The following is a 20,169-nucleotide window of genomic DNA, read 5'->3' as shown; positions in this document are numbered from 1 at the left end:
ATGAGCGCAGATTTCCTTCGAGGGCAACCCACCCTCAACACCGACAACGTCCTGAACGGACGTTACGAGGTCGGTGAACTGATCGGACGCGGCGGCATGGCCGACGTCTACCTTGGCCGGGATATCCGCCTGGGCCGGACTGTCGCCATCAAGGTGCTGCGCCCGGACCTGGCACGGGATCCACTGTTCCAATCCCGTTTCCGGCGTGAAGCGCAGGCAGTCGCGGGGCTGAACCATCCCTCCGTTGTATCGGTTTACGACACCGGGGACCAGGAGTCAGCGTCTACCCGCGACGATGTCCGGCTGCCCTATATCGTGATGGAATACGTGCCGGGCCGGACCCTGCGGGACCTCCTGAAGGCGGACGAGCTCACCATCGACAAATCGGTGGAGTATGTCCTGGGCGTCCTGGCCGCTTTGGATTACAGCCACCGTTCCGGGATTGTCCACCGCGACATCAAGCCCGCCAATGTGATGGTTACGGTCGACGGCGGCGTGAAGGTCATGGACTTCGGCATCGCCCGTGCCATGGCGGATTCAGCTGCCACCATGACGCAGACCCAGGCAGTGATCGGCACCGCCCAGTACCTTTCTCCGGAACAGGCACGCGGTGAAACAGTGGACGCACGCAGCGATCTCTACTCCGCCGCCTGCCTGCTTTTCGAATTGCTCACCGGCAGGCCGCCGTTCACCGGTGACAGCCCGGTGTCAGTTGCCTACCAGCACGTCCGCGAACTGCCCGTGGCGCCCAGCAGCCTCAACCCCGAGGTTTCAACGGCCCTGGACGACGTATTGGAACGCGGTTTGGCCAAGGACCGGAACCACCGTTACCAAACGGCGCGCGAGTTCCGTGAAGCTCTGCTGGCAGTGCGCGACGGCGGACCCGCCACGGCTGCCACACAGGCGATTGCGGTGCCCCCGCATGCCGTACATCCGGCTGATCCGCAGGATGAGGAACCGCGTACCCGCGCCATGGCCAAGGTTCTGGCGGGCGGTTCGCTTACTGCCGAGGAAGACGCGGATCGTCCGGTCCTGAACATCGGTTCCACGGGGGAGCGCGAGCCGCAGCAAAAGGCACGGCGGCGTGCCTGGACCACCGTTTTCGTCATTCTCCTTGTCCTGGTCTTGGGCGCGGCCGGGGTTGTGGGCTGGAACGTGCTTAACGCCAAGCCCGCGGCTCCCACCACGGCCTCGGTCCCCCTTGTGGAAGCGATGTCGCAATCCGATGCCTTCAACGCGATAGTGGACGCCGGTTTCCGTGCGCCGTCCATCAGCGAGGAGTACAGCGATACCGTGCAGGACGGGCTGGCAATACGAACCTCCCCCGCCGCCGGTGCAATGGCCCATCTGCAAGAGGACATCACGCTCTATATCTCCAAGGGACCCTCCACCGCAGAGATCCCGGGCGACCTGATCGGAATGACCGAGTCCGGTGCCCGTGATGCGCTGCGCGAGCTGGACCTCAAGGGCGGGGCCACCAAAACCGACAACAGTTCCACCATGTCCGAGGGGCGTGTGCTGGGGACGGAACCCGCTGTCGGGGAGCGAGTGCCCGTTGGTACCGAGGTGAACATCATTGTGTCCACCGGCAAAGTGGTGGTCCCGGATCTGGCCGGCCTCACACGTGAGCAGGCTGAAGCCACGCTGTTGGATCCCACGCTGCTGCTTACGCCGAAGCTGGTGGAGGTGGAGTCCGCCGAAGCTGCCCCGGGTATGGTGCTCTCACAGAGCGTTATGCCGGGAACCGAGGTCGCGCCGGGGACAAGCATTGTGGTGAATGTAGCGAAGGCCCCGGCTGAGCCCAGCCCGTCCCCCTCGCCGTCGTCCCCCAGCCCGTCTCCGAGCGCCGCCCAGCGCTAGGCGGCGTTCGGTTCCTGCGCCGGTCGGCCGGTGCGGGAGATCAGCGGGCTGAGGGTCGATGCATGGGCGGCGGCGCCGGCCAGGCCGCAGGACTCCAACCAGTTTCCCAGCATCTGGTAGCCGCCCTCCGTGAGGACGGACTCGGGATGGAACTGAACCCCGGACAAAGGCGCCTCGGTGTGGCGCAGGCCCATGATGATGCCGCTGGCGGTGCGGGCGGTTACCTGCAGCGAAGCCGGCACACTGTCCGCTACGGCCGCCAGGGAATGGTAGCGGGTGGCGGTCAGCGGGCTGTTCAGCCCGGTGAACACATCCTCACCTCCATGTTGCACCAACGAGGTCTTGCCGTGCATTAGTTCCGGAGCGTGCGTTACCGTTCCCCCGAAAGCCTCGGCCAGGGCCTGATGCCCCAGGCAGATGCCGAGCATGGGGGTTCCGGTGGTCCCGCACCAGCGGATCAGGTCAATGGACACACCGGCTTCGGCCGGGGTCCCCGGACCGGGGGACACCAGCACGCCGTTGTGCCCTGCCGCCAGTTCCAGTGCCTGTGCCGCGTCCAAGTCATCGTTGCGGACCACCGTGGTTTCCGCTCCAAGTTCCCGCAGATAACCCACCAGCGTGTATACAAAGCTGTCATAGTTGTCGATCACCAGGATGCGCGTGGTCATAGTGCTAGGAACCGCCAATCGTTGACTCCGTGAAGGATGGAAGAAGGCTGGTCTCTGCAAGCCACGGGAAAACAAACTCCATGAGCACCAGCACAGCTGCGGCAATAAGCACCGCGGAAAGGAAAATCCGGACCCACAGCGGGCCGGGCAGGCGTCGGAAGAGCCATGCATACATTTTAGCGACCTCCTTGCACATTAGCGGCGACGGCGTCTGCTATCTCTGCAGGCGGCCCGGCAGACTGAGGCTGCCACGAGTCCATCAGTGCGTAGGCAATGATCCGTTCCTGTGAGCCAAAGCGGGGATTGCAGCTGGTCAGCGTGAGGAACCGTTCCGTGGGGACCGCCTCCGGTTTTGTAGGCACCGGTGCCAAAACATCGACCTGGTCCGGCAGGACAAACTGCGTGTTGCGGTACACGTAGCTGTAGTACCCGTCCTTTGTCTGCACATAGATCCGGTCTCCGGGTACCAATGTGTGGATGGCGTCCAGGGCCTTGCCGTGGCTCTGCCGGTGTCCGGCCACCGCAAAATTGCCAACCCCGCCGGGCATGGCCGTGGCGGAGTAGTGGCCCAGTCCCAGCGTGTCCAGGACCCGGGTACCCACACCCGAGCTGACCGGCACCGCATAGTCCTCCCCGAAGCGCGGAACGTAAACGACCGCGAAAGTGGTTCCCTCATCAGCCGGCGGTTCCATCACTACCGGTTCGCCGTAGCCGGCCGGCGCGGGGGCCGGCGCGTCCTCAGGAGGCAGGTCAAAATCCTTGTACAGGTCCTGCACGGCCTCCTGCTGGGACCTGTTTGCTTCCAGATCCGTCCACCACAGCTGCCAGGCCACAAACAGGCCCAGGATAACCCCCAGGGTCACCAGGATTTCCCCTAGGACGTGGACCACCATGCGTACCGGGCCGCCCGCGGGGGACGGGCGGGAGCGTGGGCGGTGCTCCTCGCGGACTGCTGGGGACTGGTCCATACGCTCCTCGGCGGGATGGTCTTCGAAGCTTAGTGTGCCCAAGGATACTCTGCCCCGGGAATTCGCTAGGATAATCAGGAACGGGAAGCCGTGCCATGCAGCGCCTGCAGCCATGCAGTGTTGTCCCCGCCCCTGAGACCGCCACCAACAAACCGCCGGCATCCGCAGAGCCGGTTCTGCCAGGAGGATCCGTGCCTGAGTCCAAGTCCCGCAAGAAGCCGCCGCGCCCCGCTGCCGAGCCCCGTGTTAATTCCGCAGCCAAGCCGAACCCCGTTTGGTACAAGCCGGTGATGTTCGGCCTGATGATCATCGGGTTGCTGTGGATCATCACCTACTACATCACCCAGGGAGGCTTCCCCGTCCCGTCTCTGGGTGCCGCCAACATCCTGGTGGGCTTTGCTATTGCCATTGTGGGGTTTCTGATGACTACGCGCTGGCGCTGACTCCGTTCAGCCTCGCAACCTTAGGGGCCTTCCCGCTGCCACCCGCAGCCGGAGGGCCCTTTCTGTTGGCCTGAAGTCGTTATCCCCGGTTTTCCTGTTGTTCACAGGTTGTGCACGGAGTTATCCACAGGTGTGGGTAACTCTGTGGGTTACTTCCGCAACTTCCGCGCAAACAAAGGGATCCGGGTTATCCACAGCTGTGGAATTACATGTGTGTAAGTCCGTTCAGGCTATGGATAACCCTGTGGATCGCTGGTCCGGAGGAGAAACTACACGCTTGTTAGTTATTAACACTGTGGGTATCTCTGTGGATAACTTTGCCTTAATGCACAGTGCCCGCCGTCACAAGGACAGCGGGCACGCACGGGCAGGCAAGCGCTACACGGGAGACGGCCAAAGGATGGTTGCCACCACCAGGAGCAGGGCTATGGCCGCCAGCCCCAGCAACTGGACAACCGTCCGGTTCTTACCCCGGGGCGCATAGGCAATGATGGCCGCGCAGGCGGCCCCGGTCACCAGTCCACCCACGTGGGCCTGCCAGGCGATATTCGGGAAGACAAAGCCCATCACCAGGTTGAGCAGGAGCAGGATCACCAGGGAACGCAGTTCACCCCTCCGCTGGCGGATCACCACGAACAGTGCACCGAAGAGCCCGAAGATCGCTCCCGAGGCTCCCACGACAGGTGTTCCGGGGTCGGCAAGGTACATAACGCCCACCGAGCCGCCTACGGCCGAGATCAGATAGAGCAGGGCGAAGCGCGCCCGGCCGAACATCGGCTCCAGCGTCCGGCCCAGGAACCACAGCGCATAGAGGTTGAAAGCAATGTGGACGAAGCCGCCTGCTGAATGCAGGAAGGCAGACGTCAGCATCCTCCACGGCTCATAGTCCGTGTAGACCGGCCGGTACCAGAAGTCGGAGGTAAAGCCGGGGACCGCCAGCTGCAGGAGGAAGGCAGCGGCGCAAATCGCCATGATGGTGATGGTTACTACCGGTTTGCCCGTCCCGGCAGCCGGGGCCGTGCGTCCGCCGTACACGGTGCGGTAGGCCGGCTGCTTCCGGTTCTGTTCGGCAAAGCAATCCACGCACTGCACGCCTACGGCGGCGTTGTGCTGGCATTCAGGGCAGGCCGGGCGTCCGCAACGCTGGCAGCGGATATAGCTGACCCGGTCCGGATGGCGCGGACACACTGGAACCTGCGACGCCGGCGCTCCGGCCGGCACTCCATATGACATTGCTCGAAACTCCCGGATTGACGAAAGGCCCCGGCCGGATAGTCCGGCCGGGGCACCCTTCGAACAGGTTAGAGCTGCTCGACGGTAATGCTGTTGATAACCACGTCTTCGGTCGGCTTGTCGCGTCCGTCGGTGGAGACCGCATTGAGCTGGTCGACCAATGCGCGGGACTCGTCGTCGGCAACCTCACCGAAGATGGTGTGCTTTCCCTGCAGCCACGTGGTGGGCACCGAGGTGATGAAGAACTGCGAACCGTTGGTGCCGCGTCCCATCTGGATGCCGGCGTTGGCCATGGCCAGCTTGTACGGGGTGGCGAAATCAAGGTCGGGGTTGATTTCGTCGTCGAACTGGTAGCCGGGTCCGCCGGTGCCGCGGCCCAGGGGATCGCCGCCCTGGATCATGAAATCCTTGATGATGCGGTGGAAGATCGTACCGTCGTAGAGCGGGCGGCTCGTCTTTTCACCCGTTGCCGGGTCGGTCCACTCGATCTCACCGGTGGCCAGGCCAACGAAGTTCTTGACCGTCTTGGGGGCATGGTTGCCGAACAGGTTGATACGGATATCGCCCATGGACGTGTGGATGGTCGCTTTTGCTGTAGGAATAGCAGTCATAACAACATTCTTCCACGGCGCTTGCGCACAGGGGCGGAAACCGGCAGGTTCAGCGCACAGTGAAAACCGCGGCCTGCCGCGGCCTCCGATAGCAGAGATCAGCTCGAACACGTAGGCTAAGGCTGAAACGACACTATCCCGGGAGGTAGTTTTGAAGAAGGACCGCATCACCCATGACCTTGAAGCCAATGTGGCTGCTGGCCTCGTAACGGCCCGCGACTGGGCTTCGCCCAAGGTGGACGCAGCCAAGGGCTGGGCCGTTCCGCGCATTGAGAAGGGGATCGAAACCGCATCTCCGAAGATCCAGGACGGTATCAAGCGTGCTGCTGACGAGCTTGCCCAGGGCGTAGCCACCGTAACGCCCCGCATCCAAGGCGGGCTTGAGAAGGTTGGGCCGCGGATCAGCCACGCTGTGGATGAAGCCGCTCCGCGGATCCAGAGCACCCTGGACCGGGCTACACCGGCCCTGAACACCGCGAAGGACCGCGTCGTCGACGATTACCTCCCGGCGCTTTCCACCCGGATCGGTGTGGCCGCGGACAGCGTTTCGCGCAGCCTGACGGCAGCCAACGTTCCTGTACAGACCGCGGTTTCCAAGGTCACGGGCAACAAGAAGGCGCTCAAGCGCGCACAGAAGGCTGCAGCCCAGGCTGCCAAGCAGGCCCGCAAGAACCAGAAGGGCGGCGGCAAGGGGTGGCTGGTCTTCGGCATCATCGCCGCTGCCGTCACCGCCGGCGTAGCTGCCTGGCGTGCCTCGCGTCCGGTTGAGGATCCTTGGAAGACCCCCGCACCGAAGCCGGCTGCTGCCACCACTCCCGCCACGGCTCCGGCACCGGCGGCTACCGGGACCTCCTCCGGGGCCTCCACGGCCAAGCCCGCTGAGCCGGCGACGCCGGCACCGGTCGAGGTGCCCAAGCCGAAGGCTGCGGCTGCCTCCACTCCGGCCGAGAAGGCCGGCACGAACGCTGCGGCTGCCTCCTCTGAGACCAAGGAAACGGTCGCCAGTATCAAGGAAGCAGCCGAGCGTGCTGCCTCCCGTTCCGGCGACAAGGCATCCGAAGCCGGCAAGCACAGCAAGGAAGCCGCGGGCGAGGCCAAGGAAGCTGCCAAGCCTTCAGGCGCCCACTCAGATAACAACACCGGCAAGAAGTAACACCGGTTAGAAAAAATACCGGCAAGAAAAAACAGGGAGGTCCCCGCTGCGGCGGGGACCTCCCTGTTTTGGTTCCGGCCTTATGTGCCGGGCTGCTCTCTGAACTAGGGTTGCACGTCTCCGCCCAGGGCCGGTGGTGCCGGGGGGATAGGTTCGGTGCCGGGCCGGCGTCGTGCCCTGCCCTGTCCGGCCACTACCACCGTTAATCCGGCGAGGATAAGGCCCAGCCCGGCGTATGTGCCCGCCGGAAGCTGCTCGTGCAGGAACACCGCCGCCAGGATGGCCGCGCCGGGGATCTCCAGCAGGATAATCATGGAAACCACCAACGGGCTGATGACAGCCAGCAGGTGGTTGAACACCGAGTGGCCCAGGATCTGCGCCACCACGGTTACACCGAGGATCCCCAGCCACGCCGCCGGCGGAAAGCCGACCAGCGGCTGCCGGAAGACCGCACAGAGCGCCAGGAGCAGCACGGCGCATGCTCCGTAGCAGAGAGTGGTGTACGTGCCCGTAGACATGGACTCACGGGCTTTTCCGCCTGCGATGGTGTAGACACCCGCGAGGGCACCGCCGGCCACCGCCAGGACATCCCCGATCAGTGCCTCCCGCGAAAGACCCAGGTCAAAGCCGGAAATCACCACAACTCCGGCGAACGCGGCGGCCAGCCCTGCCAACACAACAGGCGCAACCCGGATACCGCGCAGCACATTAAACAGGGCGATCCACCCCGCTTGGAGGCAGACAAGCGCCGTAGCCGCGGCCACGGACGTCAGCTGCAGTGAAGTGATGAAGCAGGCGAAGTGAAATGCCAGGGCCACCGCCGCAACGGCAGTCCACCGGTACTCGCGTGCCCCAAGCCGTGCGAATTCCCGGCGCCGTCCCAAAGCTGCGGGACCGCCCATGAGTACCGCGCCCAGGGCATTGCGCCAGAAGGCGATGGCAAGGGCGGGGGCAGCCGTAGCGGCCATAATGGGCCCGGACGCGGACACGCCCAGGACACCCACTGCGGCCAGGAAAATATTCACAGGCCAACAGTAGTGCAGCCCCGCTCCTGCACCGGCGCCGGACTGTTTCCGGGAGTCACAGCGGCTTAACGCAGAAGGTCCCCGCTCCAAGGAGCGGGGACCTTCTGTCTATTCTTTCGGTGGAGGCACGGGGACTCGAACCCCGAACCCCCTGCTTGCAAAGCAGGTGCGCTACCAATTGCGCCATGCCCCCGAAATGAGAACCTATCCAGTATAACCCACCATTACCGGCCGGGTTACCAGATTCGACCTTTTGGCGGTTAGCCGACCTTGTCGGTCGATTCCTTCCAAACTGTCTTCTCAGCGGCAGTTTCCTGCCACTTCTTATAGGCGAAGACTCCAGCAGCAGCCGCTGCCATGACCGTCAGCAACTTCTTCATGGAATCCTCCTTGCCGTTCCGGTTCACCTTTTGCAAGGTGTTCCGTGGGCGTACCAGGACTTGAACCTGGGACCTCTTCGTTATCAGCGAAGCGCTCTAACCGCCTGAGCTATACGCCCCGAACCTCTTCGGGCCGAGATATGACTCTACCGTACCTTTGCCCGGAAGAACAAATCGGGCTGTTTTCCGGTTCCGGAGCGGCTGCAGGAGCGCGTCCGGAACCGGAAAACACTAGTCGTCGGTGAGGGTCACACCAATGCCGCCGACCAGCGTGGAGGCAATGTTGTAGAGCACGGCGGCCAGCATGGACAGTGCCGTCAGCAGCAGCACATTCACCACGGCGATGATGGTCGCGAAGGACACCACCTGGCCCAGGGAAGCGAAGTCCCGGAGGTCGAAGCCGCCGGACTCGCTGCCGGCAATCTCGCCCAGCAGGGTGTTAACCCGGTCGAAGATGCCGGTCAGGTCCAGCACGGTCCACAGCACGATGGCTGCCACCACGGTGACCACGCCCAGTGCAACCGACAGCAGGAACGCCATCTTCAGGACGGACCAGGGATCGATCTTGCTGACCAGTAGCCGGGCCTTGCGGGCTTTGGCCTTGGGTACGGGTTTCACCAGCGGCTGGCGGTTCCCCGCTGCGCTCTGACCTCCCCCAGGGCGCTGGGCCGGCCGTGCCGGGGTCTTCACCCGCGGCCCGGCGCCCGAGGACGACCTAGGGCTTGAGTTGGTCGAGCTCACTCGTTACCTCCATCTTGTGCTGACTGTGCATCGCGCCCAGCCGTTTCGTCTGTAGACAACGGTACTTCATCGCCTGCGGCCCCCACAGGTTCGGTTCCGGCGGTTACCGGTGCCGTGCCTGATGTTCCGTCTTCGGAGTTTTCGTCCTCTTCGACCGCCAAGTCGCGCTCGGAGTTCCGCGCAACGGCGATAATCCGGTCATTCTTGTCCGGCTTGGCGAAGATAACACCCATGGTGTCGCGGCCCTTGGCGGGCACACCGGTCACGGAGGACCGGACTACCTTGCCGCCCTGCATAACCACCAGGACCTCGTCTTCTTCCTGGACCACCATGGCACCGACCAGATGGCCGCGGTCCTCGGCGTACTTGCCCACCTTGATACCCAGGCCGCCACGGCCCTGGACCCGGTATTCGTCCGCGCTGGTGCGCTTGGCGTAGCCGCCCTCGGTCACGGTGAAGACAAAGGAGTCCTCGGTGACGACGTCGGCCGCCAGCAGTTCGTCATCCTCACGGAACTTCATGCCCGTGACACCGGAGGTGGCACGGCCCATGGGACGCAGCGCGTCGTCGGTGGCCGTGAAGCGCAGCGACTGGCCCAGCCGCGAAACCAGCATCAGGTCATCGGTTTCGGAGACCAGCTGGGCGGAAACCAATTCGTCTTCGTCGCGGAGGTTGATGGCAATAACGCCGGCAGAGCGGTTGGTGTCGTAGTCCGCCAGACGGGTCTTCTTCACCAGGCCGCGCTTAGTGGCCAGCACCAGGTACGGGGCGGCGTCGTAATCCGGCAGCGCCAGGACCTGGGCAATGTGCTCGTCCGGCTGGAAGGCCAGCAGGTTCGCCACGTGCTGGCCCTTGGCATCCCGCCCGGCTTCGGCCAGTTCGTAGGCCTTGGCACGGTAAACCCGGCCAAGGTTGGTGAAGAACAGCAGCCAGTGGTGGGTGGTGGTGACGAAGAAGTGCTCCACGACGTCGTCCCCGCGCAGCTGGGCGCCCTTGATGCCCTTGCCGCCCCGGGCCTGCTGCCGGTAGTTGTCACTGCGGGTGCGCTTGACGTAGCCGCCGCGGGTGATGGTGACCACCATTTCCTCTTCGGGAATGAGGTCTTCCATGCTCATGTCGCCGTCATAGCCCATGAGGATCTTGGTGCGGCGGTCGTCACCGTATTTGTCGGCGATTTCCTGCAGTTCCTCGCTGACAATGGAACGCTGGCGTTCTTCGGAAGCCAGGATGATGTTGTATTCGGCGATTTCAGCTTCAAGCTTCGCGTGCTGGTCCTGGATCTTCTGGCGTTCCAGGGCAGCCAAGCGGCGCAGCTGCATATCGAGGATGGCCTGCGACTGGATTTCGTCGATTTCCAGCAGGCCCATCAGGCCGGTCCGTGCATCTTCCACCGTGGAGGACCGCCGGATCAGGGCGATGACCTCGTCGAGGGCATCCAGGGCCTTGAGCAGGCCGCGCAGGATGTGCGCAGCTTCCTCGGCCTTGCGCAGGCGGTACCGGGTGCGGCGGACAATCACTTCGAGCTGGTGGGTCACCCAGTGCCGGATGAAGGCATCCAGGCTCAGCGTGCGGGGCACCCCGTCCACGATGGCCAGCATGTTGGCACCGAAGTTGTCCTGCAGCTGCGTGTGCTTGTACAGGTTGTTCAGGACCACCTTCGCCACGGCGTCACGCTTGAGCACGATCACCAGGCGCTGGCCGGTGCGGCCGGAAGTTTCATCGCGCATGTCGGCGATGCCGGTGATCTTGCCGTCCTTGACCAGTTCGGCAATCTTGACGGCCAGGTTGTCCGGGTTGGCCTGGTAGGGGAGTTCGGTGACCACCAGGCAGGTACGGCCCTGGAGTTCCTCCACGTTCACCACGGCACGCATGGTGATGGAGCCGCGGCCGGTGCGGTAGGCGTCCTCGATTCCCTTGTGGCCCAGGATGGTGGCGCCGGTGGGGAAGTCGGGGCCCTTGACCCGCCGGATCAGTTCCTCAAGCAGCACATCGTTCGGTGCGTCCGGGTTCTGCAGGTACCACTGGACACCGTCCACAACCTCGCGCAGGTTGTGCGGCGGGATGTTGGTGGCCATGCCGACAGCAATGCCGGAGGAACCGTTGACCAGGAGGTTCGGGAACCGGGAGGGAAGAATGGTCGGTTCCTGGTTGCGGCCATCGTAGTTGTCCTGGAAATCGACGGTTTCCTCGTCAATGTCCCGGACCATTTCCATGGCCAGCGGCGCCATCTTCGTTTCGGTATACCGCGGCGCCGCAGCGCCGTCGTTACCCGGCGAACCGAAGTTGCCCTGGCCCAGGGCCAGCGGGTAGCGCATGGTCCAGTCCTGGATCAGGCGGACGAGGGCATCATAAATCGCCGAGTCGCCGTGCGGGTGGTACTGGCCCATGACCTCGCCCACCACACGGGCGCACTTGTTGAAGGAACGGTCCGGGCGGTACCCGCCGTCGAACATCGCGTACAGGACGCGGCGGTGCACGGGCTTGAGCCCGTCGCGCACGTCGGGCAGCGCACGTCCCACAATGACAGCCATGGCGTAGTCAAGGTAGGAACGCTGCATCTCGGTCTGCAGGTCGATTTGCTCGACCCTGTCGGTCAGTGCGGTCCCGGCCAGGGGAGCCGTGTCCCCGGTTACCTCGGGAGTCTCATCACTCATTGGTTCTGCTTCCGTTCTATGTCGCTAAAGTCCATGTTCGCCGGCAGCGGGGGCCGGCTGGGCGAATCCGCTAGATGTCCAGGAAGCGCACATCCTTGGCGTTCTGCTGGATGAAGCTGCGGCGGGATTCGACGTCTTCGCCCATGAGGACCGAGAAGACCGAGTCCACGGCGGCTGCGTCGTCCATGGTGACCTGCAGCAGCGTGCGGTGCTCGGGGTCCATGGTGGTGTCCCAGAGCTCGGTGTAGTCCATCTCGCCCAGGCCCTTGTAACGCTGGATGCCGTTTTCCTTCGGCAGGCGCTGGTTGTTGGCCAGACCGCGGGCAATCACTTCGTCCCGTTCCCGGTCGCTGTAGACGTAGTCGTGGGCGTGGTTGGACCACTTGATCCGGTACAGCGGCGGCTGGGCCAGGTACACGTAACCGCTTTCGATCAGCGGACGCATGTAGCGGAACAGCAGGGTCAGCAGCAGCGTGGTGATGTGCTGGCCGTCAACGTCTGCATCGGCCATCAGCACGATCTTGTGGTAGCGGGCCTTTTCGACGTCGAAGTCCTCACCGATGCCGGCACCGAAGGCGGTGATCATGGCCTGGACTTCGGCGTTGCTCAGTGCCCGGTCGAGGCGGGCCCGTTCCACGTTGAGGATCTTGCCGCGCAGCGGCAGGATGGCCTGGGTCTCGGGGTTGCGGCCGCGGACGGCGGAGCCGCCGGCCGAGTCACCTTCCACGATGTAGATTTCGGACCTGGACGGGTCCTTGGAGGAGCAGTCCTTCAGCTTGCCGGGCATGCCGCCGGATTCCAGCAGGCCCTTCCGGCGGGTGGATTCACGCGCCTTGCGGGCAGCCATCCGGGCCTGCGAGGCCTGGATGGACTTGCGGATGACGTCGCGGGCCGGGCCGGGGTTGCGCTCAAGCCAATCGCCGAGCTGGTCGGTGACCACACGCTGAACAAAGCCCTTGACCTCGGAGTTGCCAAGCTTGGTCTTCGTCTGGCCCTCGAACTGCGGTTCGGCCAGCTTGACCGAGATGACTGCGGTCAGGCCTTCGCGGATGTCGTCACCGGTGAGGTTGTCATCCTTTTCCTTGATGATGTTCTTCTCACGGGCGTACCGGTTGATCAGCGACGTCATGGCGGCGCGGAAGCCTTCTTCGTGCGTTCCGCCTTCATGCGTGTTGATGGTGTTCGCGTAGGTGTGGACGCTCTCCGAGTAAGCGGTGGTCCACTGCATGGCCATCTCCACGGCCATCTTCTTATCCGAATCCTCGGTTTCAAAGGCGATGACGTCGTCGTGGACTACTTCAACCTTCTTCGAGGAGTTCAGGTGCTTGACGTAGTCCAGGAGGCCGTCCGCGTACAGGTAGTCCACCATGCGGTGCTTCGGCGCCGCGTCTCCGGCTCCGTCGGGAGCCTCGGTGATTTCCTCGGTTTCCTCTTCGAGCGTCCGCTCGTCGGTGAGCCGGATCCGCAGGCCCTTGTTCAGGAAGGCCATCTGCTGGAAGCGGGCACGCAGGGTTTCAAAGTCGAACTCGGTGGTTTCGAAGATTTCCGGGTCCGGGTAGAACGTCTGGGTGGTGCCGGTTTCCTCGGTTGCCTCGCCCTGGCGCAGTTCACCCACGGGGTGGCCGCCGTTCGCGAAGCTCTGGTGCCAGGTGTAACCCTGCCGGCGTACTTCGGTTTCCACCCGTTCGGAGAGGGCGTTGACCACTGAAATACCCACGCCGTGCAGGCCGCCGGACACGGCGTACCCGCCGCCGCCGAACTTGCCGCCGGCGTGCAGGATGGTCATAACCACCTGGACGGTGGGGATGCCCTCGGTGGGGTGCATGTCTACGGGGATGCCGCGGCCGTTATCAGTAACTCTGACGCCGCCGTCGGCCTGCAGCACCACTTCAATGTGGTCGCAGTAGCCAGCCAGGGCCTCATCAACCGAGTTGTCCACCACTTCGTACACCAGGTGGTGCAGCCCTCGGGGGCCGGTGGAACCGATGTACATGCCCGGGCGCTTACGGACTGCCTCAAGGCCTTCCAGGACCGTAATTTCATTCGCGCCGTATTCCACGGGGGTGGAGTTTTCCGGGGCGGTGTGGTCCTCTGGTGTTACCTCTGAGTTGTCCATCTCATTGTCGTTAGCCACAGGTGCTGTCGACTCCTCTTGTGTTCGTCAGAATTGAAGCCTCCCCAGCGGACAGGCATCTCCACCGTCAATTCTACCGCGCTGCGAGCCGTAAACCTGCCCAAAACACCCTCTGGCAGGCCACTAATGACGGTTTGCAGCCAACCGCACCGCCCCGGATAAGGCCGGATACCGGTCCGGGGGTCCCAAAGCCCCTGACCGGCTCCTGCAAGGCTTCGAATTACGCTGCCGGAGAAGGGCCGGGTGGCGTGGATCACGGCGGGGCCTGCGGCCGGGATTTATCCGTAGGTATCACGGGGGCCGCGGCCCTTGACGCTTCTCAAGCCCTTGCGCCAGTTGGGTGCCGCGGGTCCGATCACTTCGATCTTGGTAACGACGCCGGGACCCAGTTCGGAGTCGAAGCGGGCAATCAGGGCATCACGGAGCAACCGCAGCTGCGTGGCCCAGGCCGTGGAATCACAGCGGACCTGGACGGTGGTGTCCTGGAAGGACTCGGGCTTGCAGTGGGCACTGACCTCGCTTCCCACCAATTCCTCCCACCGGGAAATCACCGATCCGACGGCAACGGGGGAGTTCCAACCGCGTTCGCTGACGAACCGGGTGAACACCTTGCCCAAGCCCTGCGGGTCCCGGCCTACATATTCGCCCGGGATGAACGGGCCCTGCTGCCGCTTCCCTGTTTTGCGCCGGGTTGCCGGCGTGCGCTGGTTGCCGCGGGCAAGTGCGGCCTGGCGCATGCGGTTCAGCTGTTCGCGTGCGGCATCGGGGCGTTCGTCCGGATTGTCTGCGTCAGGAGACGGGCACACTGATGCCTCCGGGAACCACCGTGATGATGCGCCCCGCCAGCGCCTCCGGAATGTCATCTCCCACCGCTGCGGTGACCAGCACCTGCTCTGCTCCGGCAACGATTCCGGCAAGACGCTGCCGGCGCTGCACATCCAGTTCGGCAAATACATCGTCGAGGATCAGGATGGGCCCGGCCCCGGGCGTGGGATCGTCGCTGGTCAGCAGGTAGTAGGAACCCAGCCGAAGGGCCAGGGCAAAGGACCAGGTTTCTCCGTGCGAGGCGTACCCCTTGGCCGGGGCCTGCCCGAGGATGAGTTCCAGCTCGTCCCGGTGCGGGCCGACCAGCGAAATGCCGCGGTCAATCTCCCGCCGCCGGTTGGCGGCAAAGGCCTGCAGGAAGCGTTCGGTCAGTTCCTCCGTGCCGAGGGCGTACAGCTCATCGGGGTCCTGGGCACCTTCGACCGCGCCGTCGTCGTTTACCGCTCCCTGCAAGGTGGAGCGGTAAACCGCCTTTGCCGCCTTTGAACCGTCTGTCAGGTCCCGGTAGGCCGCCTGCAGATGCGGCTGCAGCCGTTCCAATGCCTGCAGCCGGGCAGCGACCAGCCGTGCGCCCGCCTCGGCCATGTGCTGGTCCCATACCTCGAGCGTGGCTTCGTGCGCTGCAGTGAAACGGCCCGTGGCGCGCGCCGACTTCAACAGCGCGTTCCGCTGTTTCAGCACCCGTTCATAATCGGCACGCGTAGCGGCATGGTGGGGGACCAGGGAAACAATGAGTTCGTCGAGGAACCGCCTGCGGCTGCCCGGATCACCCTTGACCAGGGCCAGGTCCTCCGGGGCAAAAAGGACAGTGCGGCACAGGCCGAGAATGTCACGGGCCCGCACCGGATTGGCACGGTTGATCCGCGCCCTGTTGCTGCGGCCAGGGTTGAGTTCCAATTCCACCGAGGTGGCCTGGGAACCGCGGACCAGCCGAGCCCGGACCAGTGCCTGACCGGCGTCGAAGTTCACCAGCGGCGCATCTGTGCTAACCCGGTGGGAAGAGAGTGTGGCCAGGTAACCGATGGCTTCGACGATGTTGGTCTTGCCTGTTCCGTTTGGCCCGACAAACACGGTGACGCCGGGCTCGAGCCGCACGTCCAGCTGGGGATAACTCCGGAAACCGGTCAGCGACAGATGGTCAACGTACATCGGTTCCGTGCTCTCCCATCCTGTAGGTCTCAGTTGGTTCCGGTCTTTTTACCTTACGCGCTCGGCAGGTCCGGATCCGGGCGGACAACTTTGTGCACCTCATGGCCGCCGAACTGGCGGCGCAGTGCGGCCACCATCCGCATGGCCGGCGCGTCCTGCTGCCGGGAGGCAAACCTGGCATACAGGGCGGCCGTGATCGCAGGAGCCGGGATGCCCGAGGCCACGGCCTCTTCCACAGCCCAGCGTCCCTCCCCCGAATCATCAGCCCGGCCGGCGGTTCCGCTTAGTCCGGGGTCCTCCTGCAGTGCCTTGACCGCCAGCTCCAGCAGCCAGGACCGCACCACCGTTCCCTGCTGCCAAGCCCCGAGGATACCCGGAACATCTTCGATGATGTCTTTGGCTGCCAGGAGTTCATATCCCTCTGCATAGGACTGCATCAGCCCATATTCAATCCCGTTGTGGACCATCTTCGCGTAATGCCCGGCACCCGTACGGCCGGCGTGGACGAAGCTTTCCGCCCGGTCACCGTCCGGGCGGAGGGCGTCAAAGACAGGCATGGCCCGATCCACATCTTCCGCCGAGCCGCCGACCATCAGCCCGTACCCGTTGTCCTGGCCCCGGATACCCCCGGAAACGCCGCAGTCCAGGAAACGGATCCCTTTCAGGCCCAGCAGCCGGGAGGCTTCCCGGTCATCACTGAACCTGGAGTTCCCGCCGTCGATCACCAGGTCTCCGGTTTCGAGTACCTCCGAAAGCTCGGCGAGGGTTCCGTCCGTGGGATCACCGGCCGGAACCATGACCCACACAATCCGCGGAACCGGCAGCTCGGCAACCATTTCCGCCAGCGATCCCACGTCACTATGAACGGGGTCCCTGTCAAATCCTGTTACATCCACATTGTTACGGCGCAGTCTTGCACGCATTCCGTAACCCATTTTCCCGAGTCCGATGAGGCCGATGTGCATTTCTGCTCCTCTGATTGGGCTCCCGGGCAGCGGATCCGGTGACCGAGGCCTTACTGGTTGGGAAGCCGCACCGGCATCAACAGGTACCGGTAGTCGGCCTGGTCCTCGCCGGTGAGCTCTTCCTGGGCCGAAATGACCGCCGGTTTGGGAGGTGTGGTGAAGGAAAAGCGGACGTATTTGCTGGGGAAGGCACCAAGGCCTTCGCTCAGGTAGTGCGGGTTGAAGGCAACAGTGATGTCGTCGCCGACAAGTGCGGCCTCAAGCGCTTCGGAGGCCTGCGCATCCTCGCCGGTGCCGGCGTCGAGTGTCAGCTGGCCGTCGGTGAAGGCCAGACGCACCGGGGTATTGCGCTCGGCAACCAGGGATACGCGGCGGACCGCCTCAACCAGGGCATGTGTTTCCACGGTGGCGTGGATGGGGGTGTTTTCCGGGAAAAGCGACCGGATCTTGGGGTAGTCGCCGTCAACCAGAAGCGACGTGGTCCGCCGGCCTCCGCTTTCAAAGCCGATCAGTTCGCTGTCCTCGGACAACGCGATGTTCAGGTCGCCGGCGCTGCCAAGTGTCTTGGCAACTTCGTTGAGGGTTTTGGCCTTGACCAGCGCACTGGTGGAGATGCCCGGAACCGTAGGCTTCCAGGCCAGTTCACGCAGGGCCAGCCGGTAACGGTCAGTTGCCAGGAACGTAATGAGATCGTCTTCAATTTCCATCCGGACACCGGTCAGGATGGGCAGCGTGTCATCCCGGCTCGCGGCGATGATGACCTGGGAAACAGCCTGCGCGAAGGCATCGCCGTCGACTACGCCGCTGACTTCGGGAAGCGCGGGAAGTTCCGGATATTCCGCCTCGGGCATGGTGGCCAGGTTGAAGCGGCTGTTGCGGCAGGTCAGCGTCACCTTTGCGCCGTCGGTCTCGACCTCCACCGGGGCGGATGGCAGGCTGCGACAGATCTCCGCAAGGAGGCGGCCGGAGACCAGGATGGTGCCTTCTTCGCTGACATCGGCAGGAATCTGCAACCGGGCCGAGATTTCGTAATCGAAACTGGCCAGGCTCAAGGAACCGTTTTCGGCTTTGATAAGCAGCCCCGAAAGGACAGGAACCGGCGGGCGCGGGGACAGGGATCGTGCTGTCCACGTGACGGCCTCTGCCAGGACATCCCGCTCAACTCTGAACTTCACTGAAGGGTGCCGCCTTTCGCAACGTACTTCTCAGTACAACTGAACTTGTTTCAGAACTCGAGGTGAGTTCCGTGGTGGAACATGTGTGGAACTTGGTGGGGTGGCATGTCCGCCACCGCCTGTGTCCGCCCTCATCCCTCCATCTGTGGATGGGTTGGAGGCGGATGCATGCGAATGACAACCATACTCTGTGACAGCTTAGCCCGGTCCTGGCCAACGATGTACCGGGTTTGTGATTCAACAGGCGGCAGCACGGGTGCATGCTCGTCTTTGATGTATTTGAGCTGCCGGATGGCTGGTTGGTCCGAGGGGTCTTGAGCTTAGTTGTTATTTGGTGGAACCGAATTGCTTAAGGTCCGTAGTGTTAATAACTCCTGTGGATACTGTGGATAACCCGCGGTGTCCCCGCATCCCGGCTGTTTAAGCCTGTTGATAACCTGTGGATCCTCTGCAGCGGTTGGCGGCGGGGGTGTTGGAAACTTTTCGAGGGTTCCGCGTATCCACAGGGAAGTGTGGGTAAACACGGGTTGTCCACCGGGTTATCCACACCCTTGTCCACAAATGTTAATTCGAGCCCCTGCGGGGCTCTGTAAACCGGGCGGATCAGGCCTCGCGCTGCTGTTGCTTGATGCGGTTGGTGAGCTCCGTGACCTGGTTGTAAATGGCGCGGCGTTCAGCCATCAGTTCACGGATCTTCCGGTCCGCATGGATCACGGTCGTGTGGTCGCGCCCGCCAAGCTCCTGGCCGATCTTCGGCAGGGACATGTCCGTGAGCTCCCGGCACAAGTACATGGCAATCTGCCGCGCGGTCACCAGGGTGCGCGTCCGCGACTTGCTGCACAGTTCCTCCAGGCTGATCTGGAAGTACGCCGCAGTCTGCCCGAGGATGGACGCGGCAGTGATTTCCTGCGCGCCGTCGTCGGTGATCAGGTCCTTCAACACAATCTCTGCCAGTCCGACGTCGACCTGCTGGCGGTTCAGGCTGGCGAACGCAGTGACTCGGATCAAGGCGCCTTCAAGCTCGCGAATATTGGTGGAGATTTTGGAGGCGATGTACTCCAACACGTCGTCCGGGGCACTAAGGCTGTCTCCGATGGCCTTTTTCCGGAGGATGGCAATGCGGGTTTCGAGTTCCGGCGGCTGCACATCAGTGAGCAGGCCCCATTCGAACCGTGAGCGCATGCGTTCCTCGAATCCGGAAAGCTGCTTGGGCGGCAGGTCGGAGGTGATGACCACCTGCTTGTTGTGGTTGTGCAGCGCATTGAAGGTGTGGAAGAACTCCTCCTGCGTTGCATCCTTGTTGGCCAGGAACTGGATGTCATCAATCAGCAGGATGTCCACGTTGCGGTAGAGCTGCTTGAAGCTGGCGCCTTCGTCGTACCGGATGGAGTTGATGAAGTCGTTGGTGAATTCTTCCGAGTTGACGTACCGGACCCGGATGCCCGTGTACAGGTGGCGTGCATAGTGGCCGATGGCGTGCAGCAGGTGGGTCTTGCCCAGCCCGGAATCGCCGTAGATAAAGAGCGGGTTGTAGGCCTTGGCCGGTGCTTCCGCCACGGCCACGGCGGCGGCGTGGGCAAAGCGGTTGGATGAACCAATCACGAAGGTTTCAAAGACATACTTCGGATTGAGCCGGCCGAATTCCTGGCTGGTGCTGGGCGGAGTAGGTGAAGGGGCGCTTTCCCCGGACGGTACCGGGCTGGGCGCCGCTGCCTCTTCCTCGGGTTCGGGCTCAGCCTCGACAACGGGTGTGAGGTCCGCATCGATAACAAACGCGCACTGAATGTCCGCCTGGAAGACGCCGCGCAGGACCTCATCGAGGATGTTCTTAAGCTGCGTCTGCAGTACTTCCCGCGTCAACTCATTCGGGACGGCGACCAGCAGGGTGGTGCCGATGAGGCCCTGGGCCTGCGCCAGCACAACGAATCCGCGCTGTCGTGGGGTGACCCTGTCGTCGGTCTCCAGGGTCCGAATGACCTTGCGCCAAGAGCTGCCAACATCGTTGATTTCGTCCGTACCCACAAAAACCTCTCGTGACGCCTCGCGGCGGTCTAAGAAAACCAGGGATCCCGGCGGGGATCCCGGCACTTCATCCACAGAGTTATGCACAGATAGTGGATAAAGTACCCGACGCCAAGCCTAGAGGATGATTTCCCGTCGTGGTAGCTGGAATTCCGCTGGTTCA

18 protein-coding genes and 2 tRNA genes are annotated in these 20,169 nt (G+C 63.5%); 3 read left to right on the top strand and 17 right to left on the bottom strand.

The genetic code is table 11. From position 1 onward, the window contains the following. Nucleotides 1-1,860, top strand: coding sequence for a Stk1 family PASTA domain-containing Ser/Thr kinase (pknB, locus tag QNO06_RS00100; protein ID WP_227912364.1), 1,860 nt, complete (start codon nucleotides 1-3; stop codon nucleotides 1,858-1,860). Here the strand turns inward: pknB and QNO06_RS00095 are convergent. Genes QNO06_RS00095 through QNO06_RS00085 form a run of 3 tightly spaced genes read right to left on the bottom strand, consistent with a single transcriptional unit; the run spans nucleotide 1,857 to nucleotide 3,496 of the window. Next, on the bottom strand, nucleotides 1,857-2,528 hold the full coding sequence (locus QNO06_RS00095) for an aminodeoxychorismate/anthranilate synthase component II (RefSeq protein WP_227912363.1): 672 nt from the start codon (nucleotides 2,526-2,528) through the stop codon (nucleotides 1,857-1,859). The two genes, pknB and QNO06_RS00095, sit on opposite strands and share 4 nt — an antisense overlap. A gap of 4 nt (nucleotides 2,529-2,532) precedes the next feature. Next, nucleotides 2,533-2,703, bottom strand: a complete 171-nt coding sequence (locus tag QNO06_RS00090) for a hypothetical protein (RefSeq protein WP_227912362.1) — start codon at nucleotides 2,701-2,703, stop codon at nucleotides 2,533-2,535. A gap of 1 nt (nucleotide 2,704) precedes the next feature. Next, nucleotides 2,705-3,496, bottom strand: coding sequence for a class E sortase (locus QNO06_RS00085; RefSeq protein ID WP_227912361.1), 792 nt, complete (start codon nucleotides 3,494-3,496; stop codon nucleotides 2,705-2,707). A gap of 191 nt (nucleotides 3,497-3,687) precedes the next feature. Between QNO06_RS00085 and QNO06_RS00080 the strand changes: the two genes are divergently transcribed. Beyond that, complete coding sequence (locus QNO06_RS00080; protein WP_227912360.1) at nucleotides 3,688-3,939, top strand: cell division protein CrgA; 252 nt, start codon at nucleotides 3,688-3,690, stop codon at nucleotides 3,937-3,939. 378 nt (nucleotides 3,940-4,317) lie between these two features. Here QNO06_RS00080 and QNO06_RS00075 read toward each other — a convergent pair whose 3' ends face one another. Together QNO06_RS00075 and QNO06_RS00070 are read right to left on the bottom strand one after the other, a co-directional pair. After that, nucleotides 4,318-5,022, bottom strand: a complete 705-nt coding sequence (locus tag QNO06_RS00075) for a rhomboid family intramembrane serine protease (RefSeq protein WP_331460635.1) — start codon at nucleotides 5,020-5,022, stop codon at nucleotides 4,318-4,320. Between the two features lie 218 nt (nucleotides 5,023-5,240). Next, nucleotides 5,241-5,783 (bottom strand): peptidylprolyl isomerase, encoded by a 543-nt coding sequence (locus QNO06_RS00070; protein WP_227912358.1) that lies wholly within the window; start codon nucleotides 5,781-5,783, stop codon nucleotides 5,241-5,243. A gap of 151 nt (nucleotides 5,784-5,934) precedes the next feature. On the opposite strand from QNO06_RS00070, the gene QNO06_RS00065 reads away from it, so the two are divergent. Beyond that, entirely contained in the window at nucleotides 5,935-6,936 is a 1,002-nt protein-coding gene (locus QNO06_RS00065; protein ID WP_227912357.1) for a hypothetical protein, read from the top strand. 104 nt (nucleotides 6,937-7,040) lie between these two features. Here QNO06_RS00065 and QNO06_RS00060 read toward each other — a convergent pair whose 3' ends face one another. From QNO06_RS00060 to dnaA, 12 genes are all read right to left on the bottom strand, one after another. After that, the gene (locus QNO06_RS00060; protein WP_227912356.1) at nucleotides 7,041-7,961 is read right to left on the bottom strand and encodes a DMT family transporter; all 921 of its coding nucleotides are present in this window, start codon (nucleotides 7,959-7,961) and stop codon (nucleotides 7,041-7,043) included. A gap of 120 nt (nucleotides 7,962-8,081) precedes the next feature. Further along, nucleotides 8,082-8,154 (bottom strand) — tRNA-Ala (locus QNO06_RS00055). Nucleotides 8,155-8,221: 67 nt separating this feature from the next. Next, the gene (locus tag QNO06_RS00050) at nucleotides 8,222-8,341 is read right to left on the bottom strand and encodes a DLW-39 family protein (protein WP_227912355.1); all 120 of its coding nucleotides are present in this window, start codon (nucleotides 8,339-8,341) and stop codon (nucleotides 8,222-8,224) included. 45 nt (nucleotides 8,342-8,386) lie between these two features. Beyond that, nucleotides 8,387-8,460 (bottom strand) — tRNA-Ile (locus tag QNO06_RS00045). Nucleotides 8,461-8,572: 112 nt separating this feature from the next. Continuing rightward, nucleotides 8,573-9,082: a DUF3566 domain-containing protein gene (locus tag QNO06_RS00040; protein WP_227912352.1), complete on the bottom strand. Its 510-nt coding sequence runs from the start codon at nucleotides 9,080-9,082 to the stop codon at nucleotides 8,573-8,575. After that, nucleotides 9,079-11,736 carry a DNA gyrase subunit A gene (gene gyrA, locus QNO06_RS00035; protein ID WP_227912350.1) on the bottom strand — a complete coding sequence of 886 codons (2,658 nt, stop codon included), beginning with the start codon at nucleotides 11,734-11,736 and terminating at the stop codon, nucleotides 9,079-9,081. The genes QNO06_RS00040 and gyrA overlap by 4 nt, the downstream gene beginning before the upstream one ends. Nucleotides 11,737-11,806: 70 nt before the next feature. After that, nucleotides 11,807-13,852, bottom strand: coding sequence for a DNA topoisomerase (ATP-hydrolyzing) subunit B (gene gyrB / locus QNO06_RS00030; protein WP_227912423.1), 2,046 nt, complete (start codon nucleotides 13,850-13,852; stop codon nucleotides 11,807-11,809). Between the two features lie 296 nt (nucleotides 13,853-14,148). Continuing rightward, the gene (locus tag QNO06_RS00025; RefSeq protein ID WP_227912348.1) at nucleotides 14,149-14,676 is read right to left on the bottom strand and encodes a DciA family protein; all 528 of its coding nucleotides are present in this window, start codon (nucleotides 14,674-14,676) and stop codon (nucleotides 14,149-14,151) included. Continuing rightward, nucleotides 14,660-15,844: a DNA replication/repair protein RecF gene (recF, locus tag QNO06_RS00020; protein ID WP_227912344.1), complete on the bottom strand. Its 1,185-nt coding sequence runs from the start codon at nucleotides 15,842-15,844 to the stop codon at nucleotides 14,660-14,662. The genes QNO06_RS00025 and recF overlap by 17 nt, the downstream gene beginning before the upstream one ends. Before the next feature lie 53 nt (nucleotides 15,845-15,897). Then, entirely contained in the window at nucleotides 15,898-16,809 is a 912-nt protein-coding gene (gene gnd, locus QNO06_RS00015) for a phosphogluconate dehydrogenase (NAD(+)-dependent, decarboxylating) (protein WP_227912342.1), read from the bottom strand. Between the two features lie 50 nt (nucleotides 16,810-16,859). Continuing rightward, complete coding sequence (gene dnaN / locus QNO06_RS00010; RefSeq protein WP_227912340.1) at nucleotides 16,860-17,984, bottom strand: DNA polymerase III subunit beta; 1,125 nt, start codon at nucleotides 17,982-17,984, stop codon at nucleotides 16,860-16,862. A 603-nt stretch (nucleotides 17,985-18,587) separates the two neighbouring features. Then, complete coding sequence (gene dnaA / locus QNO06_RS00005) at nucleotides 18,588-20,006, bottom strand: chromosomal replication initiator protein DnaA (protein ID WP_227912338.1); 1,419 nt, start codon at nucleotides 20,004-20,006, stop codon at nucleotides 18,588-18,590. Nucleotides 20,007-20,169: the final 163 nt, after the last annotated feature.

Origin of the sequence: Arthrobacter sp. zg-Y20 (assembly GCF_030142075.1) — a bacterium.
Classification (GTDB): Bacteria; Actinomycetota; Actinomycetes; order Actinomycetales; family Micrococcaceae; genus Arthrobacter_B.
The sequence above is the reverse complement of the archived record's forward strand: the minus strand, read 5'-3'. Positions and strand labels throughout refer to the sequence as shown.

Bases quoted from the DNA above. Each gene is read 5' to 3' on its own strand.
- pknB (WP_227912364.1), top strand. From the start codon at position 1: ATGAGCGCAGATTTCCTTCGAGGGCAACCCACCCTCAACACCGACAAC.
- QNO06_RS00095 (WP_227912363.1), bottom strand. From the start codon at position 2,528: ATGACCACGCGCATCCTGGTGATCGACAACTATGACAGCTTTGTATAC.
- QNO06_RS00090 (WP_227912362.1), bottom strand. From the start codon at position 2,703: ATGTATGCATGGCTCTTCCGACGCCTGCCCGGCCCGCTGTGGGTCCGG.
- QNO06_RS00085 (WP_227912361.1), bottom strand. From the start codon at position 3,496: ATGGACCAGTCCCCAGCAGTCCGCGAGGAGCACCGCCCACGCTCCCGC.
- QNO06_RS00070 (WP_227912358.1), bottom strand. From the start codon at position 5,783: ATGACTGCTATTCCTACAGCAAAAGCGACCATCCACACGTCCATGGGC.
- QNO06_RS00050 (WP_227912355.1), bottom strand. From the start codon at position 8,341: ATGAAGAAGTTGCTGACGGTCATGGCAGCGGCTGCTGCTGGAGTCTTC.
- gyrA (WP_227912350.1), bottom strand. From the start codon at position 11,736: ATGAGTGATGAGACTCCCGAGGTAACCGGGGACACGGCTCCCCTGGCC.
- gyrB (WP_227912423.1), bottom strand. From the start codon at position 13,852: ATGGACAACTCAGAGGTAACACCAGAGGACCACACCGCCCCGGAAAAC.
- recF (WP_227912344.1), bottom strand. From the start codon at position 15,844: ATGTACGTTGACCATCTGTCGCTGACCGGTTTCCGGAGTTATCCCCAG.
- gnd (WP_227912342.1), bottom strand. From the start codon at position 16,809: ATGCACATCGGCCTCATCGGACTCGGGAAAATGGGTTACGGAATGCGT.